The organism is Actinophytocola sp., assembly GCF_036378875.1.
Lineage (GTDB): Bacteria > Actinomycetota > Actinomycetes > Mycobacteriales > Pseudonocardiaceae > Actinophytocola.
This window is the reverse complement of record NZ_DASUVO010000168.1, coordinates 24,474-41,157: the sequence shown is the minus strand read 5'-3', so window position 1 is coordinate 41,157 and position 16,684 is coordinate 24,474. Positions and strand designations below refer to the sequence as shown.

The window sequence follows — 16,684 nt, the reverse complement described above, 5'->3', positions numbered from 1 at the left end:
GTCACACCCCCGCGTGCGCCAGGCTCGGAACGCGAGCGACCGCGAAGCTCCGGCGCAGGTAGTAGAACCAGGTCATGAATCCGAACACGACATAGGCGGCGAGGAAGACCCACAGCGCTGAGGTCGACCAGTCGTTGTTGGCCAAGGCGACGGCCTGCTTCTCCGCCAGGGTGTCCGCGGCGGCCACCTTGGCCGTGACGCCGAGGCTGGCCTGCCGGAAGATCAGCTGGATCAGGAAGCCGCCGAAGGCGCCGATCGCGCCGGCGATACCGATCACCGCGGCCGACTGCCGCTTGAACGAGAGCGCGGTCTCCGCCGCGTCGAGTCCCTTCTCGGCGGCCTCCTTGCGGCCCAGCTCACCGAAGATGACCGGGATCATCCGGTAGGTGGAGCCGTTGGCGGCACCGGAAAGCATGAAGATCACCATGTAGGAGCCGAAGAACACCAGGAAGCTGTGCGAGTTCACGCCGACGATCGCGAGCAGGGTGAACACGCCCATGCCGACGAAGCAGGCGAGCGTCACCTTCGCGCCACCGATCCGGTCGGACAGCCACCCGCCGAACGGGCGGGCCACCGAGCCGATCAGCGCACCGAGGAAGCCGAGGCCGGCGAGGTAGGTGGCGATGAACGGGTTGGCGGCCAGGAACTCCGGGAAGGTGGTCTTGATGACGAGTGGCAGCGCGAACGAGTAGCCGATGAACGAGCCGAACGTGCCGATGTAGAGGATCGACATGATCCAGGTCTGCCCATGGCGCAGAGCCGTGCTGTAGGACTTCGTGTCGGCCTTGGCCTGGGTGAGGCTGTCCATGAAGAACCACGCGCACAGCCCGGCGACCACCACGAACGGGATCCAGACCAGGCCGGCGTATGCGAGGTGCACCTCGTGCTGCGGCAGCTTCGCCGCCGCCGTCGGGACACCGATGATCACCACGAGGGGCACCACCAGCTGCACGACGGCCACACCGAGGTTGCCTCCCGCGGCGTTCAGACCCAGCGCAAGGCCCTTCTTCCGCTCCGGGTAGAAGAAGGAGATGTTGGCCATCGACGAGGAGAAGTTCCCGCCACCGACACCCGCGGTCGCCGCGCAGATCAGCAGCACCCAGAACTGGGTGCCGTGCGACTGGCCGGCGAGCCACCCACTTGGCACGACCACGGCCAGCAGCAGCGACGGGATCAGCAGCAGGCTCGCGCTGATCATCGTCCACATGCGACCGCCGAACTTCGGCACCGCGAACGTGTACGGGATGCGCAGCGCGGAGCCGACCAGGTTCGGCACGGCCGTCAGCCAGAACATCTCCGGCAGCGTCATGGGAATCCCGGCGTTGGCCAGGTTGATCACGACAACCGACCAGAGCACCCAGATGGCGAAGCCGAGGTGTTCGGCGAAGATCGAGAAGATCAGGTTCTTCCTGGCGATCTTCTTGCCGGTGCTCTCCCAGAACTGCTCGTCGTCGGGGTTCCAGTCGTCGATCCAGCGCCCGCCTTGGCGGGCAGGGGCTTTCGGGGTGTCGATCGTGGGTTCGGTCGTGGCGGTCATGGGGTGGTCTCCTCGGAACTGGCGAGCCAGTCGGCGATCGCGGACACGGTGTCGCGGCAGCCGCCACAGCCTGTGGTGGCCCTTGTCGCCGTGGCGAGGCCCGAAACGCCTCTCGCGCCACCGCGCCATGCCTTCACCAGCTGGCTCTTGCTGACGGTGTTACAGCGGCACACCGTTGTAGCCGCGGGGAGATCTGCTGGGCTGTGTGCGACAGACGCGCCCGGTGGGAGCGCGCGGCCGAGCAGCAGGGCGATGCGGTCCGACGGAGCGGGGATCCCCCGGTCGTACAGCTGCGTGATCGTGGCAGCGGCGTCAGGAGCGCCGATCACGATCGCGCCGGCCACCCGGTCGTCCCGCAGGACGAGCTTCGCGTACCTGCCGCGGGTGGGATCGGTCAGGCACAACACTTCCGCGTCCGAGGAGTCCACTTCGGCGTGGACGTCGCCGAGCGCGGCGAGATCGACATCTTTTGCCTTCAACCGGGTCACGACCGGCGTGCCGCGGTAGCGGGAGGCCGGCTGTGCGCCGGTCAGCAGGTCCGCGAGCACGGCGGCCTGCTCCCACGCCGGCTGCACGAGCCCCGAGATGGTGCCGGGATGCTGCGCGCAGTCGCCGATCGCGTGGACGCGGAAGTCGCTGGTGCGCAGGGCGTCGTCGACGACGATGCCGCGCTCGACGGTCAACCCGGCGTCCTTGGCGAGCGTCGTCTCGGGGATCACTCCTGCCGACACCACGACGAGGTCGGCCGGCACGTGGCTGCCGTCGTCGAGCTTGAGACCGTCGCCCGGCAGGTACCGGGCGGCCTTGACACCAAGGCGAACCTCGATGCCCAGTGTCGCGAGCGTGGCCGCGAGCACCCGACCGGCGCCGGCGTCGAGCTGGCGTTCCATCAGATGGCCAACCGGGTGCACGACCGTGACGAGGTTGCCCCGGCTGGCCAGACCACGCGCGGCCTCGAGCCCGAGCAGTCCGCCACCCACGACGGCGACCGGCGCGCCGGGCTTCGAGGCGGCCACGATCTGCTCGCAGTCGTCCAGCGTGCGGAACGCGACCGCGCCCGGCGCCAGGACACCGTCGTTGAGGAGTCCCTCGGTCGGTGGGAGCCACGGCCGGCTGCCGGTGGCGAGCACGAGCGCGTCGTAGTCCACTGTGGAGCCGTCGGTGAGCGTCACCGTCCGCGCCGCGCGGTCGATACCGTCGACCGTGGTGCCGAGGCGCAGGTCGACGTCGTGCTTCTCGGCCCAGTCGTCGCCGTGCAGGCGCACCATCTGCGGCGTCATCCCGCCACCGACCACACTGGACAGCAGGATCCGGTTGTAGGCGGGGTGTGGCTCCGCGCCGATGACGGTGACGGAGACGTTGTCGGTGTCCCGCCTGCGGATCTCCTCGGCGAGCCGGGAACCGGCCATGCCGTACCCGACGATGACGATCTTGCGAGTCACGCTGCCTCCAACCGGACGGCACAAACCTTGAACTCGGGCATGCGGCTGGTCGGGTCCAACTCCGGGTTCGTCAGCAGGTTCGCCCTGCCCTCGCCCGGGAAATGGAACGGAAGGAACACCAGGTCGACGCGGATCGACGCCACGCAACGAACCCGTGCGCGGACCCGGCCGCGCCGGGACACGACGTCGGCGAGGTCGCCGTTCTCGAGCCCGGCTCGGGCGGCCGTGTCGGGATGCACCTCGACGTACATCTCCGGCACGGCCTTCATCAGCTCGGGCACGAGGCGGGTCTGCGCACCGGACTGGTAGTGCTGCAGGACCCGACCCGTGGTGGCCTGCAACGGAAACTCCTCGTCGGGTGGCTCGGCCGGTCCACTGTGGTCGACCGGCACGAACCGCGCCAGTCCGTCCGCGTGGGCGAACCGGTCGAGGAAGGCACGGGGTGTGCCGGGGTGGTCCGTGGCGGGCACCGGCCAGTGCAGTGCCTCACCCTCGCGCAGCCGCGCGTAGGTCACGCCGGAGTAGTCGGCGATCCCGCCGGCGGACGCGCGTCGCAGCTCCTCGAACACCTCCTCGGCGTCGACCGGGAAGCGGTCGGCGGGCTGGCCGAGACGCTGGGCGAGGCCATGCAGCACCTCGAGGTCGGTCCTGACGTTGGCCGGCGGCCGCACCGCCTTGCGCCGCAACAGGATCCGGCCCTCGAGGTTGGTGAGCGTGCCGTCCTCCTCGGCCCACTGCGTGACCGGGAGCACGACGTCGGCCATCGCGGCGGTCTCGGACATCACCACGTCCGCGACGACCAGGAAGTCCACAGCGGACAGCTTGTCTTCGACCCGGCCCGCGTGCGGTGCGGAGACGACCACGTTGCTGCCGAACACGAGCAGCCCACGCGGCCCCTCGTCCAGCAGCTCGTAGGCCGAGACCCCGGGCGCCGGCAGCGAGTCCGGGTCGACGCCCCACACCGCGGCGACGTGCGCCCGGGCCGCCGGGTCGTCGAGCTTGCGGTAGCCGGGCAGCTGGTCGGCCTTCTGGCCGTGCTCACGGCCACCCTGCCCGTTGCCCTGCCCGGTCAGGCACCCGAAGCCGGAGCCCGCGCGGCCGGGAAGTCCCAGCGCCAGCGCGAGGTTGATCCACGCGCTGACCATGTCCGCGCCGCGGGCGTGCTGCTCGGTCCCCCGCGCCGTCAGCACATAGGCGTTGGTCGCCGTCGCGAGCATGGCGGCGGCCGCGCGCTGGTCGGCCGCCGCCACCCCCGTGACACGCTCGACGCGCTCCGGCCACCAGGTCGCCGCGATCCGCCAGACCTCGTCGAACCCCGTGGTCCGGTCGGCCAGATAGTCGTGGCGCAGGTGGCCGTCCGCGACGACGGCGTGCAAGATCCCAAGCGCCAGCGCCAGATCCGTGCCCGGCGCGGGCTGGAGGTGCAGAACGGCCTGTTCCGCGGTGGCCGACCGGCGCGGGTCGACGACGATCAGCTCGGCGCTCTTGAGGTGCTGGATGAACGGCGGCATCGTCTCCGCCGGGTTCCCACCGACGAGCAGAACCGTGTCCGCCTGCTGGAGGTCCTCGACTGGAAAGGGCAGACCACGGTCCATACCGAACGCCTTCATCCCGGCCGCCGCGGCCGAGGACATACAGAAGCGTCCGTTGTAGTCGATCCGGGACGTGCCAAGGGCGACCCGCGCGAACTTGCCAAGGAGATAGGACTTCTCGTTGGTCAGACCACCGCCGCCGAACACGGCGACGGCGTCGCGGCCATGTGTGGCCTGGATCTCGATGAGCTGGTTAGCGATCAGGTCGAGTGCGCGATCCCACGTGGCCGGTCGTAACTCTCCGTCCACACGAACCAGTGGCTCGGTGAGCCGACCGGGTGAGTCGAGCAGGGCGGCAGAGGTCCACCCCTTCTGACACAGCCCACCCCGGTTGGTGGGAAACTCCCGTGGCTCAACGGTTTTACCCGCCAGCCGCATCCCGCACTGAAGCGCACAGTATGGGCAGTGTGTGTCGATGGTGCCAGTTAACGGCGCCGTAATCGTCACCCGCTGTCCTCCTCGAGTTGGCTTCTAGGAACGCTAAGGAGCCCTCGTTACGCGGAGGTTGGCGAATGTTTCAGGCATGCGACATTGCCTGCGCAGCGCAGGTGCGGACGCGGTGAGAATCAGGAGAGCGACCAGGATGTTTCGGGAGGTAGACGCCCAGATGAACTGCTGGCGCCACTGATCGCGGCGCTGAACGCGCTGGCCGCGGGTGACATCGGTCTCCCCGGTACCCGGACGACCGCGATCCTACGCTCGACGCGCGGATCTCCGAGCGGCCGGTGCTCGAGGCCGGCGAATCGTATCAGCGGCAGGACAAGTCCGGGTACCGCCGAGACGCCGAGTCCCGCGGCGACGAGCCCGGCGACCGCGCTGATGTTGCGTGCCTCGATGGCGATACGCGGCACCGAGCCGGACTCGGCGAAGGCGCGGTCGAGGTGCTGGCGGATGCTGGTGGTCCGGTCGAACGCGATGAACGCCTCCCGCGCGAGGTCCGACCAGGACACCTCCGTGCTGGCCGCGAACGGATGACCGGGTGGGAAGACACAGCAGAACCGGTCGGCGGCCACAGGCGTCACATGCAGGTCGTCGACGGGCTCACCCGAGACCACGGTCACGGCGAAGTCGACCAGTCCGGCACGCACCCGCGTGAGGACCTCGTCGGCCAGCGCGTCCTCGATGGACAGTTCGACCTCCGGGTGCGCGCGCTGATAGCCGGAGACGATCGACGGCAACAGGATGGCGGCCAGCGACGGCAGCGTGGCCACGCGCACCCGGCCGCGCTGGCCGTCGAGAAAGCCGGCGAAGTGCCGCAGGTTCGCCTCGAACGTGGCCACCGTGCTCCTGGCGATGTGGACGAACTCCCGGCCTTCTGCGGTCGGCTCCAGCCGGCGGGTGGTCCGTTGGAACAGGGCCACGCCCAGCCGCCGCTCGACCTCCAGCACGGTCCGGGACAGCGACGACTGCGCCTGCATGAGCGTCTCCGCGGCCGAGGTGAAGCTGCCGGCGTCGTGGACGGCGAGGACCACGCGGAGCTGCTGGATCGTCAGGTCCATGCGCATGGTTCATCAATCTATCGAATATTGATGCTTGTCTGCGATAGGTAGCACCCTGGATCTTGGGGAGCACTCGCCGTAAGGAGGCAACGATGCTCGCCGCGAGTGGCTTCGTCACCATTGCCCTGTTCCTGGTGGCCGTCCTGTCCCGCCGGGTCTCCGTGTTGATCGCACTGACCGCGCTGCCGATCCTCGTCGCGCTGGTCACCGGGTTCGGCGGCCAGCTCGGCACGCTGATCGGCGACGGCCTGGTCAAGGTCGCGCCGGTCGCGATCATGATCACGTTCGCGGTGCTGTACTTCAGCCTGATGGTCGACGTCGGCCTGTTCGACCCGGCCGTCGCGCGGGTGCTGCGGTGGGCGAAGGGCGACCCGCTGAAGATCACCGTCGGCACGGCCGTGCTGACGCTGCTCGTCGCGCTCGACGGGGACGGCGCGTCGACGTTCCTGATCACGGTGTCGGCGCTGCTGCCGATCTACAAACGCCTGGGCATGCGTCGGCTGGTGCTCGCGGGCGTGGTGTGCCTCGGCGCCGGCGTGATGAACATGGTCCCGTGGGGCGGACCGACCGCGCGGGCCATGGCGGCGCTGGATCTGTCCGCATCGGACGTCTTCGTGCCGGCGCTCCCCGCGATGGGCGCCGGGATCGTGTGGGTGCTGGTCGCGTCGTTCCTCATTGGACGGTCGGAACGCGCGCGGCTCGGCGTGATCGAACTGTCCGAGGTGGTGTCGGAGACCGAACCGCGCGTGGGTTGGGACCGTTTTCGCTTCTGGTTCAACGTGGTGCTGACGCTCGCGCTGGTCGGCGTCCTGTTGGCACAGCTCTTCCCGCTGGAAGTCGTGTTCGTGGCGGCGTTCGTCGTCGCGGTGATCGTGAACCGGCCGTCGTGGGAGCAGCAGCAGGAACTGTTCGCCAGGCACGGCAACAACGTCGTACTCGTCACGACGATGATCTTCGCGGCGGGTGTGTTCACCGGGATCCTCGGTGGCGCAGGCATGATCGAGGCCATGGCTCGCTGGCTGGTCGGCGTGATCCCGGACGGCGCGGGCGGCGCGTTACCCGTCGTCGTCGCCGTCACGAGCATGCCACTGTCGCTTGTGTTCACTCCGGACGCCTACTACTTCGGGGTGCTTCCGGTGCTCGCGGAGACGTCTGCCGCGTTCGGTGGGAGCGCGGCCGAGGTCGGCACGGCCGCCATCCTGGGCCAGATGACCACCGGCTTCCCGCTGTCCCCGCTGACCGCGTCCACGTTCATCCTCGTCGGCATGAGCGGCGTGGACCTGGGTGCGCATCAGCGGTTCATCTTCAAGTGGGCGTTCGGCACGACCATCGTGATGACGGTGGTCGCACTGCTGACCGGCGCCATCTCGGTCTGAGCGGGCCGCCGGCGTCTGGACTGACGAGCACGGAGGTCCCTGTGCGAGGTACGAGCCCAGGGATCTGCGCGCGCAGGAGGGAAGACGCCGGGTACAGGCCCGCGAACGCCGAGCGGAGCGAGGCCATGACGGAGGTTTTGCTTGCATACCACCAGGATCGGTTGTGGAGCGGGGTTCTCCGGCGATCGGATCGAGCCTGCCGAGGACCTGCTGCGTCGGGGCGCGCTCGCGGACCTCGTGCTCGAGTGTCTTGGGGAGCGGACGGTCGCGCAGGCACAACGACGCCGGCTCGCCAACCCCGCGCTCGGCTACGAGAAGCGGCTGCCCGACCGGTTCGCGCGGCTACTCCCACTCGCGATCGCCGGTGGCGTCCGGGTGATCACGAACATGGGCGCGGCGAACCCCCTTGCCGCCGGGCAGGTCACCCGCGCGCTGCTCGACTCGCTCGGGCTCGGCGGGCGGGTCGCGGTCGTCACGGGCGACGACGTGCTCGACCGCATCGACCTCGACGCGCCGGCGTGGGAGACCGGCCGGCCGCTGCGGTCGCACGGCGAGATCGTGTCGGCCAACGCCTACCTCGGCGCCGACGCCGTCCTACCGGCACTCGACGCGGACGTGGTGATCACCGGCCGGGTGGCCGACCCGTCCCTGTTCGTCGCGCCGCTGGCACAGCGGCTCGGCTGGGATCTCGGTGACGTGCCGAGGATCGCGGCCGGCACACTCGTCGGGCACCTGCTGGAGTGCGCGGGCCAACTGACCGGCGGCTACTTCGCCGACCCCGGCTACCAGGACGTGCCCGACCTCGCGAACCTGGGCTTCCCGTACGCGGACGTGTCGTCGGACGGGACCGCGGTGTTGGGGAAACTCCCCGGCACCGGCGGGCTGCTGTCCAGGGCGACGGTCCGCGAGCAACTGCTGTACGAGATCACCGATCCGACGGCGTACCGGACACCGGACGTCGTGCTGGACATGCGCCAGGTGGCCGTCACCGACGACGTCCGGGTCTCCGGCGCCCGCGGCACACCACGACCGGAGTCGTTGAAGGTGAGTGTCGGCTACCGTGCCGGGTCCAAAGTGGAGGCCGAGATCTCCTACACCGGTCCGAACGCGGCACGGCGCGGCGCGCTCGCGTGCGAGATCGTCACCGCGCGGCTCGCTGGCGTGCCGGTGCGGGCCGAGGTGCTCGGCGGACCGACGGACTGCCGGCTTCGCGTCGCGGCGATCAGCCACGATCCCGCGTTGCTCGACCGGGTCGGTGACGAGGTGGAATCCTTGTACACCAACGGTCCCGCGGGTGGCGGCGGCGTGCGCGTGCACATCACCGAGGTGATCGGGATCGCCTCGACGCTCATCCCGCGCGCGGACGTGCCAACCTCCGTCACCTTTCTGGAGGCGTCCGATGTTGCTCCATGAGATCGCGCACTGCCGGGCAGGCGACAAGGGGAACACGGCCACATTGTCGATCTTTCCTCGGGACGACGCCGATTATCCGATCTTGGTCCGGGAACTGACGGCCGCGCGGGTCCGGGAACACCTGTCGGCCCACGTTGCCGGCGAGGTCGTGCGCTATGAGCTACCGGGTCTGTGCGCTCTGCAGTTCGTGTGCCACGAGATCATCGACGGTGGCGTGACCACGTCGCTCGCACTCGACACACACGGCAAGTCGCTGAGCTCCCGACTTCTCGCACTTGACGTTGAAAAATAACCTGGATGAATTTGTATGACGCTTCTTGGCCGGCGTGATGTTCGGCCAGTCGTCGCCACGGTGTCCGCCACACTGCCTACTATCGGGGGAATTTCGATCTTCGTCGGGTGCATGGTGTAACAAGACGCCTGGTGCATACGAGTAACGCCGTTCTAGTGCGTTTCGATCAGACCGAACGATGAAAGATTCATCATTCGAACCCCCCACTCCACCCGACAGGCCTCCCGCGAAGCTGACCGCGGCGGGAGCGATTCGAGCGGCGGTGTCGGAGTTCAGGACACTCACCGGTCGGGAACCCGAAGGGGTCACCGGCGTGCGCAAGACCGCGGAGGGCGGCTGGTCCGTACTCGTCGATGTCGTTGAGCTGGAACGAATTCCGGCCACCACGTCCGTCCTCGGGACGTACCGGGTGGACATCGACAGGGACGGCGACATGGTCGCGTGCGAGCGACTCCGCCGCTACACCAGAGGTACCACCGACATGTGATATCGGGGAGATCCACTGTGGACAGTAGGTCGAGCTCACTCGCCGACGTGCTGGAACGCGTTCTGGACAAGGGCGTGGTGATTGTCGGCGACATCGCGGTGAACATCGTCGACATCGAGTTGCTCACGCTGCGCCTGCGATTGTTCGTCGCGTCCGCACAGACCGCGAAGGAAATGGGCATGGACTGGTGGACAGGCGATCCGTTCTTCTCGCCAAACCACCAACACCAGGTCCTGGAGGCCAGTCACACCAGAACCGCTGAGCTGGAACGGTTACGCGGCCGGGTGGCCGAGTTGGAACGTGCGCTCGAGAGCGAGGAACGATCATGAGGCCGGGTCTCTGCGCCTATGTGATCACACGGGAGCACATGCTGGTCGCCCTGCCGGGAATGCGGCTGGTGACACACCGCGGGCTCGCGATAGTCGTCGCGGAGGTCGACCTGACCCCGTTCGCAGAATTGGAGGCGAATCCCACGCACTGGACGGAAGAACCGAGCGAGGACGACCCACTGGTCAAACTCGCTCGCCGGCACGACCTCGTGGTGCGGTCCGTGTTCGAGCACCATCCGGTGCTGCCGTTGCGGTTCGGCACGATCCTGCGGGACGAGCCCGCCGCGCTGCGGTTGCTGACCAACCATCACCATGAGGCCGGCGCCTGGCTCGATCGGGTGGCGGGCCATCGCGAGTGGGGCGTGCGTGCGCGGCTCGCTCATCCCGGCGAGCCGGACACGATGTCGACGGAAGGCATGTCCGGCGCGGAATATCTGACGATGCGCCGCGATCGCCTCGCCGCGGCGGCCCGTGTCAGACGGGACGGCTCGACGGCCGCGGCCGCCCTGGACGAGGCACTGACCCGGTACGCCACGGAAACCGTGCACCGGCCAAGGAAACCGTCCACGCCACTGCTCGACGCCGCCTACCTGGTGCCCGCCGATGCTGAGGCCGCCTTCCACGCGGAGACCGAGCGCCACGACGAGTTGGCGGTCGAGGTCACCGGCCCGTGGCCGCCGTACTCGTTCGTCCGGCTGAAACTGAGCTCCGGGGAAGTGGCGCATGTCTGAGGTATGTCTTGTCTCCCCGAGCGCGGCCGGTCTCGTCGACGTGCTCGACCGAGTGATCGACCGGGGAGCTGTCGTCAACGGCGACGTGATCATCACGCTGGCGGGCATCGACCTGATCCGGTTGGACCTGCGTCTGCTGCTCGTCGCGATCGAGAACGCCTGATGTCCACATCGGACGAACCACTTCGGATACCCGCGGATTCTGGCCGGGGACTCGGCCAGCTGGTGGTCGCCGTCCTGGAGATCCTGCGTGATCTCCTTGAACGGCAGGCGATTCGTCGCGCGGAATCCGGCTCACTCACCCCGGAGGAGGTGGAGCGCCTGGGGCGGTCTCTGATCGCACTCGACCACCAGTTCACCGAACTCCGGGAAATTCTCACCGAGGAAAGGAACCAATCGCCATGACCACCCCCATTCTCCCCGGCGCCAGCGGCGGTCTAGCCGAGGCACTGAACATCCTGCTGGACAAGGGACTCGTGATCGACGCCTCGGTCCGGATCACCGTGATCGGCATCGAGATCCTGGCCATCGAGGTCAAGGTCATCATCGCCAGCGTCGACACGTACATCCGTTATCTGGAGGCAATGCAGCGGCTGGAGGCCCAGAGACGCCAGCTGGACTCGGCCGTGCCGACACCACCGCCGGCGAGCCAGGGCATCGCGGGCGCGTTCGGCATACTGCCCCCGGTTCCGGTCGGCGTCGCGATGGCACCGGCAGCAGCGCCGCAGGCCCAGGTGGTCGCGGCCGACATTGAGCAGCAGCAGTGAGCACGGCATCACCGAGCCTGCGCGGCAACAGCACGGACGACCTGAAGGGCACGAGCCTTCTCCTCCACGGCGTGGTGCGGGCAGACCATCCCTCCGCGGGTCGTGTGGTGACGTGGCAGGACCTGGCGATGGTGGTGAGCGACTGGCACCAACCGACCCGCGAGGACGCGGTGGCTCACCTGGAAATGCTGGGAAAGCTGGTCGTCGACGGCCCCGTGGTGCCGCTTCGGTTCGGCACCACCGCGACCGACGAGGAGTCGGTGTGCGCTGAGGTGCTAGCGGCCTCCGCACCTCGCCTCCGAGGACTGCTGGACCGTCTGGACGGACTCGTGGAACTCCACGCGTACCTGAAGTTCGACGAGGACGAAGCGTTGCGGATGGTGTTCGACGAGCACACCGTGACATGGCAGGAAACCGGCGGACTGGATCTGTCCACTCGCATCCGGCTCGGTGAGAAGGTGGCCCAGCAACTGGTCACCTGGCGCCGGACGCGTTCGGACGAACTGCTGGCCGCCGTCTCGGCGGTGGCTGTGGACGAGGTCGCGCTACCCGAAGGCGACCACACGGAGGAGCGCCGTGCGTTTCTCCTTCCACACAAGGAAGTCGAACCGGCTCGGGCCGCGATCACCGCGCTGGCCTCCATCGCGGGCATCGGCGCCGAGTGCGTCGCCCCGCTACCCGCGTACAACTTCCTGACCGAACCAAAGGAAACATCCTCCGACTCGCGGTGGGGCTGGTAGTCGTCACCATCCGAATCGGACACATCGCAGCTGCTCTACGTCCGGAAAGGAGCGTGGCGTGCTCGGGGCATTGGCGGCCGCGGCGGCTACGGCCGTGGCCGGCGCAATGGGAACGGACGGGTGGAAAGGTGCCCGCGCCGGATTCAGCCACCTTTTCCGCCGGTTGATGGCCCGCAAGCGAAAAGAAATCGAACACCGGTTGGACGAGGAAGCCGCCCTGGTCGCGAGCGTGGCCGAAGTGGATCGCGCACCGCTTCGCGCCAGCATCGTGCCGGACCTGAGCCAGCTGATTCTCCAACTACTGCGAGAACTACCGGAAATCGAAGGCGAGATGCGTGATCTGGTCTTACGTCTCCACACGAGCCTGCCGCTGGATCACGCGTCCCGAACACAGCTGAACCAGTACATCGCAGGACACGACCAACACAACGTCACCGGCACGAACCAGGTCTACAACATCAACATCACACACCTGTGGACGGAGTCGAACCATCGCAGGAAGCTGCTCTCCATCATCGCGATCGCCCTGATCCTTGGCGCGGCGGTGACGGTGGCGGTGCTCTCGTACTCCGGTGCCACTGAACAAAAAGGACATTCATGGCAATATTCGGGCTGGATATCAGCCACCACCAGGATCTGAAGCTCGACCTCGGGCAGTGCCGACGCGAGGGCATCGAGTTCGTGTTCATCAAGGCCTCGGAAGGCTCGACGTTCCTCGACCCCGAGTTCGCGGCGAACCTGGACGAGGCCCGCACCGCCGGACTGCTGACCTGCGCCTACCACTACCTCCGTAGCTCGGCATCCGCGGCCGCGCAAGTGTCCAATGTGGCGCGCGCCGTCCCCCGGGACGTGCCGGTCATCCCCGACGTCGAAACCGGCTCGGGCGGCATCGGACTGCTCCGCGACTTCGTGGACCGCCTCCGCGCCAACGGCTATCACGTACCGCTCACCTACCTGCCCCGCTGGTACTGGCAACAGCTCGGCTCCCCATCACTCGCCGGCCTGCCACCACTCTGGAGCTCCCGCTACCCCGACAACGTCGTCGGCTCCCTCACCGACGAATGGGCCGACGTACCCGGCCACTACTGGAACGGCTACGGCGGCCTCGACGTCGCGGTCCTCCAGTTCACCAGCTCGGTACGCATCGCCGGCCACCAACCCATCGACGCCAACGCCTACCGCGGCACCCGCGAACAACTCGCCGTGCTGCTCGGCCGCAAGGAGGAGGACCATCCCGTGAAGCACCTGATCCTGGCCCGCGAAATGGGCGGACCCGCCGTGTGGGTGGGCGACGGCCTCACCCGCCGCCACATCGCCGACGAGACGGAGCTGGCCGGCCTGCAGTACTGGATCGGCCAGAAGGGCGGCGACCCCACCGTCCGGGAGTTCGCCGACCTCCGGGTGCTGGGCACCCCCGGCGGCACGGTCGACGTCGACGAGGGCGCACTCGCCAAGGAGCTCCTCTCCCGCGGTTGGGACGGCGTCACAGCAGCCGAGGTCCGGGAGATCATCATCGGCGCGTTTGCCCGTGCCGCCAAGCCAGAAGGCGTCGGCTGACGTCTGGAGGTCTGGCCAGCATACGGACGGTTCCGTTTCAGACACGCCACGCATACGATCCGAATCGTGGCGACGGTGGCATTCAGGGTGCTCGGGCCTCTGGAGGCCGAGATCGACGGGCGTTCGGTCGCGCTCGGCGGGCCGAAGCCGCGCTTGTTGCTGGCCACGCTGCTGCTGCGGCCGAACACCGCGGTCAGCACCGACGTGCTGGTCGACGTGCTCTGGCCCGGTTCCCCGCCGAGGTCGGCCGCGGCCAACGTGCGCACCTACGTGCACAGCCTGCGCCGTCTGCTCGACAACCGCATCGAGCACCGGCCCGGCGGGTACCTGCTGCGCGCGGAACCGGACGAGATCGACCTCTGCAAGTTCGAGGAGACCCGGGATCCGGCCCTGTGGCGCGGCGACTTCCTCGAGGATCTGCCGCAGTGCCACGCGTTCGAGCCGACCAGGGCGCGCGTCACCGAGATGTGGCTGTCCACACGGGAGCAACGGATCCGGACCGCGATCGACCGGGGCGGTCACGACGTCGCCATCGCCGACCTCCGTGGCCTGCTCAGCGAGCACCCACTGCGCGAGGAGCTGTGGGAGCTGCTGATCCAGGCACTCACGGCGGCCGGCCGGCGCGCGGACGCCGTGGCCGCCTACGCCGAGGCGACACAGGTCCTGCGCACAGAGTTGGACACCACCCCCGGGCCGGAGCTGCTCGCCGCGCTCACCCCGGTGTGCCAGCTGCCGCGCGACCTGCCCGACTTCACCGGGCGGGACGAGCTGGTCGACGAACTGGCGGGCCTCATGAGCGACCGCGACGACCCGACGGTGATCGTCCTGTCGGGACCGCCCGGGGTCGGCAAGTCGGCCGTGGCCGTGCGGGTCGCCCACCTCACGCGGGCGGTGTTCCCGGACGGCCAGCTGCACCTCGACCTCGCCGGCACCGCCGCGTCACCGCGCAGGCCGTTCGACGTGCTCCCCGAACTGCTGCGGGCGGTCGGCGTCACCGAGATCCCCCGCACGCTCGCCGAACGCGCGGCGGTTCTGCGGTCCGTGCTGGCGGGCCGCCGGATGTGCCTCGTGCTCGACGATGCCGGGTCCGCCGCGCAGGTCGCGCCGCTGCTGCCCGGCGCGGGCGGGTCGGCCGTGCTCGTGACCAGCCGGGTCATGCTGCCCGACCTCGTTGGCACCCATCCCGTCGAGCTGGACGTGCTCGGCGAGCCGGAGGCGGTCCGTCTGCTGGCCGGCATCGTCGGCACGGCACGCACGCGGGCCGAACCCGACGCCGCCGCGGCCATCCTCCGGTTCTGCGGGCGGCTGCCGCTCGCGATCCGCGTCGCCGGCACCCGTCTCGCCCACCGGCGCGGCTGGACACTGCGGACGCTCGCCGACCGGCTGCGCGACGAGCGGCGCCGGCTGGACGAGCTGCGTGTCGGTGACCTCGCCGTCCGGGCGAGCGTCGGTCTCAGCTACGAGTCCCTGCCGGCGGACGCGGCGCGGGCGTTCCGGCTGCTCGGCCTGCTCGGCCCGGTGCGCTGGCCGGGGTGGGTGGTCGCCGCGCTGCTGGACCGCGAACACGCCGACGACGTGCTGGACCTGCTCGTGGACAACCACCTGGTGGAGCTGGTCGGCCCGGACCGGTACCGGCTTCACGACCTGCTGCGCTGTTATGCCGCCGAGTTGGCGGAGAAGGACGAGCGGGCGGTCGAGCGGGTGCTGGGCGGCTATCTGACCCGAGCCTCAGCCGGGGCCGCCGGGATGCCGTACTTCGGTGTGCTGCCGCAGGACGCGGAACCGGGCGCGGACCCCGCCAGCTGGTTCGACGCGGAGCGACACACCGGCGTCGCGATGGTGTCGCTCGCCGAGGCGTGGGGCGCGGACGAGCTCACGTGGCAGCTTGCGGCCACTTTCGCGCCGTACTTCGACCTGCGTGGTCACCAGGACGACTGGCAGCGCACACACGTGAAGGCTCTCGCCGCCGCACGCCGGGCCGGCAACCGGCGCGGGGAGGCGATCGTCCTGCGCAACCTGGGCCAGGTCGCCCTCTACCGGGACGACTACGCCGAGGCGAGGTCCGCGCTCACCACCGCACACGAGCTGTTCACCACCGTCGGCGACGACCGGGGCGCGGCGATCGCACTCGCCGGACTCGGCACCGTGCTACGCATCCTCGGCGACCACGACCACGCATTGGACTGCTGCCACGGCGCGCTCGAACTGTTCGCCCGGGTCGGCGACCGCCAGGGCGAGGCGGTGGCCAGACTCGCGGCCGGTTCGGTGTGGCTGGCACTCGGCTGTCTCGCCCCGGCGGGCCGCTGGTTCACCGACGCCTACGAACTGTCCGCCGCGATCGGCGACCGGCACCGCGAGGCACACGCACTGAAGCGCATCGCCACACTGCACCAACGCCGCGGCGACCTCCCAGCCGCCCGCGAACACCTCGGCCGAGCACTGACGATCTTCCGCGAACTCGACGACGAGCACTGCGTGGGCTACACGAACCAAAGCCTCGGCGAACTGTGCCTACACAGCGGCGAACTGACGGCCGCCGGCCAACTCCTGACCACCGCCCTGAACCGCCACCACCGCAACGGCGACCGCCGCTCCGAGGCAGACGTCGCCGAACTACTGGCCCGCCTACACGAAACCCGAGGCGACGAGGCAGCCGCACGCCGCCACGCGGCCAGAGCCCAAGCAATCCGCAGCACCCTGCACCTCCTACCCACAGGCTGACCGCGACACCCTCGGCCCACCGCGGCTCCAGTCCAGCGCGGGGTCGTGCGCTCGGATCGAGCGCAGGCCACGTTCGTGCGGCGCACGAGTGTCCCATTCGCCCGCACTGGCCACCGAAAGTTGTCCACAGGGCCCCGCGACCAGGGGTTTTGTCTCTGCCGCTTGGTACGATGGCCTCGGGGTGGCCCCCCGGGTATGGGT

At 69.1% G+C, this 16,684-nt stretch carries 17 protein-coding genes; 13 read left to right on the top strand and 4 right to left on the bottom strand.

From position 1 onward, the window contains the following. Position 1 precedes the first annotated feature (1 nt). The 4 genes from VF106_RS46340 to VF106_RS46325 all read right to left on the bottom strand — a co-directional run bounded on the left by VF106_RS46340 (position 2) and on the right by VF106_RS46325 (position 6,076). The gene (locus VF106_RS46340; protein ID WP_330846472.1) at positions 2-1,537 is read right to left on the bottom strand and encodes an MFS transporter; all 1,536 of its coding nucleotides are present in this window, start codon (positions 1,535-1,537) and stop codon (positions 2-4) included. Next, a complete protein-coding gene (locus VF106_RS46335; RefSeq protein ID WP_330846471.1) occupies positions 1,534-2,979 on the bottom strand; it encodes an FAD-dependent oxidoreductase in 1,446 nt (481 codons plus the stop codon). Before VF106_RS46335 ends, VF106_RS46340 begins: the two co-directional genes overlap by 4 nt. Next, complete coding sequence (locus VF106_RS46330) at positions 2,976-5,018, bottom strand: molybdopterin oxidoreductase family protein (protein WP_330846470.1); 2,043 nt, start codon at positions 5,016-5,018, stop codon at positions 2,976-2,978. Before VF106_RS46330 ends, VF106_RS46335 begins: the two co-directional genes overlap by 4 nt. A gap of 119 nt (positions 5,019-5,137) precedes the next feature. Continuing rightward, on the bottom strand, positions 5,138-6,076 hold the full coding sequence (locus tag VF106_RS46325) for a LysR family transcriptional regulator (protein ID WP_330846469.1): 939 nt from the start codon (positions 6,074-6,076) through the stop codon (positions 5,138-5,140). An 86-nt stretch (positions 6,077-6,162) separates the two neighbouring features. On the opposite strand from VF106_RS46325, the gene VF106_RS46320 reads away from it, so the two are divergent. The 13 genes from VF106_RS46320 to VF106_RS46260 all read left to right on the top strand — a co-directional run bounded on the left by VF106_RS46320 (position 6,163) and on the right by VF106_RS46260 (position 16,483). Beyond that, positions 6,163-7,446, top strand: coding sequence for a CitMHS family transporter (locus VF106_RS46320; protein WP_330846468.1), 1,284 nt, complete (start codon positions 6,163-6,165; stop codon positions 7,444-7,446). A gap of 141 nt (positions 7,447-7,587) precedes the next feature. Continuing rightward, complete coding sequence (locus tag VF106_RS46315; protein ID WP_330846467.1) at positions 7,588-8,859, top strand: acyclic terpene utilization AtuA family protein; 1,272 nt, start codon at positions 7,588-7,590, stop codon at positions 8,857-8,859. Then, on the top strand, positions 8,846-9,151 hold the full coding sequence (locus VF106_RS46310) for an AtuA-related protein (protein ID WP_330846466.1): 306 nt from the start codon (positions 8,846-8,848) through the stop codon (positions 9,149-9,151). Before VF106_RS46315 ends, VF106_RS46310 begins: the two co-directional genes overlap by 14 nt. Before the next feature lie 178 nt (positions 9,152-9,329). Next, complete coding sequence (gene gvpO / locus VF106_RS46305; RefSeq protein ID WP_330846465.1) at positions 9,330-9,638, top strand: gas vesicle protein GvpO; 309 nt, start codon at positions 9,330-9,332, stop codon at positions 9,636-9,638. 17 nt (positions 9,639-9,655) lie between these two features. After that, positions 9,656-9,967, top strand: a complete 312-nt coding sequence (gvpJ, locus tag VF106_RS46300) for a gas vesicle protein (RefSeq protein WP_330846464.1) — start codon at positions 9,656-9,658, stop codon at positions 9,965-9,967. Next, positions 9,964-10,698 carry a GvpL/GvpF family gas vesicle protein gene (locus VF106_RS46295; protein WP_330846463.1) on the top strand — a complete coding sequence of 245 codons (735 nt, stop codon included), beginning with the start codon at positions 9,964-9,966 and terminating at the stop codon, positions 10,696-10,698. The genes gvpJ (VF106_RS46300) and VF106_RS46295 overlap by 4 nt, the downstream gene beginning before the upstream one ends. After that, positions 10,691-10,861 carry a gas vesicle protein GvpJ gene (gene gvpJ, locus VF106_RS46290; RefSeq protein ID WP_330846462.1) on the top strand — a complete coding sequence of 57 codons (171 nt, stop codon included), beginning with the start codon at positions 10,691-10,693 and terminating at the stop codon, positions 10,859-10,861. The genes VF106_RS46295 and gvpJ (VF106_RS46290) overlap by 8 nt, the downstream gene beginning before the upstream one ends. Further along, positions 10,861-11,103, top strand: a complete 243-nt coding sequence (gvpK, locus tag VF106_RS46285; RefSeq protein ID WP_330846461.1) for a gas vesicle protein K — start codon at positions 10,861-10,863, stop codon at positions 11,101-11,103. The genes gvpJ (VF106_RS46290) and gvpK overlap by 1 nt, the downstream gene beginning before the upstream one ends. Continuing rightward, positions 11,100-11,465, top strand: coding sequence for a gas vesicle protein GvpJ (gene gvpJ, locus VF106_RS46280; RefSeq protein ID WP_330846460.1), 366 nt, complete (start codon positions 11,100-11,102; stop codon positions 11,463-11,465). The genes gvpK and gvpJ (VF106_RS46280) overlap by 4 nt, the downstream gene beginning before the upstream one ends. Then, positions 11,462-12,205: a GvpL/GvpF family gas vesicle protein gene (locus VF106_RS46275; RefSeq protein WP_330846458.1), complete on the top strand. Its 744-nt coding sequence runs from the start codon at positions 11,462-11,464 to the stop codon at positions 12,203-12,205. The genes gvpJ (VF106_RS46280) and VF106_RS46275 overlap by 4 nt, the downstream gene beginning before the upstream one ends. Positions 12,206-12,263: 58 nt before the next feature. Then, the gene (locus VF106_RS46270; protein WP_330846457.1) at positions 12,264-12,845 is read left to right on the top strand and encodes a hypothetical protein; all 582 of its coding nucleotides are present in this window, start codon (positions 12,264-12,266) and stop codon (positions 12,843-12,845) included. Further along, positions 12,803-13,762, top strand: coding sequence for a glycoside hydrolase family 25 protein (locus tag VF106_RS46265; protein WP_330846456.1), 960 nt, complete (start codon positions 12,803-12,805; stop codon positions 13,760-13,762). Before VF106_RS46270 ends, VF106_RS46265 begins: the two co-directional genes overlap by 43 nt. Before the next feature lie 66 nt (positions 13,763-13,828). After that, positions 13,829-16,483 (top strand): AfsR/SARP family transcriptional regulator, encoded by a 2,655-nt coding sequence (locus tag VF106_RS46260; RefSeq protein WP_330846454.1) that lies wholly within the window; start codon positions 13,829-13,831, stop codon positions 16,481-16,483. The last annotated feature ends 201 nt before the right edge of the window (positions 16,484-16,684 follow it).

Coding starts and splice junctions, on each gene's coding strand:
- VF106_RS46320 (WP_330846468.1), top strand. CDS start 6,163: ATGCTCGCCGCGAGTGGCTTCGTCACCATTGCCCTGTTCCTGGTGGCC.
- VF106_RS46325 (WP_330846469.1), bottom strand. CDS start 6,076: ATGCGCATGGACCTGACGATCCAGCAGCTCCGCGTGGTCCTCGCCGTC.
- VF106_RS46340 (WP_330846472.1), bottom strand. CDS start 1,537: ATGACCGCCACGACCGAACCCACGATCGACACCCCGAAAGCCCCTGCC.
- gvpK (WP_330846461.1), top strand. CDS start 10,861: ATGTCCACATCGGACGAACCACTTCGGATACCCGCGGATTCTGGCCGG.
- gvpO (WP_330846465.1), top strand. CDS start 9,330: ATGAAAGATTCATCATTCGAACCCCCCACTCCACCCGACAGGCCTCCC.
- VF106_RS46265 (WP_330846456.1), top strand. CDS start 12,803: ATGGCAATATTCGGGCTGGATATCAGCCACCACCAGGATCTGAAGCTC.
- VF106_RS46295 (WP_330846463.1), top strand. CDS start 9,964: ATGAGGCCGGGTCTCTGCGCCTATGTGATCACACGGGAGCACATGCTG.
- VF106_RS46310 (WP_330846466.1), top strand. CDS start 8,846: ATGTTGCTCCATGAGATCGCGCACTGCCGGGCAGGCGACAAGGGGAAC.
- gvpJ (WP_330846462.1), top strand. CDS start 10,691: ATGTCTGAGGTATGTCTTGTCTCCCCGAGCGCGGCCGGTCTCGTCGAC.
- gvpJ (WP_330846460.1), top strand. CDS start 11,100: ATGACCACCCCCATTCTCCCCGGCGCCAGCGGCGGTCTAGCCGAGGCA.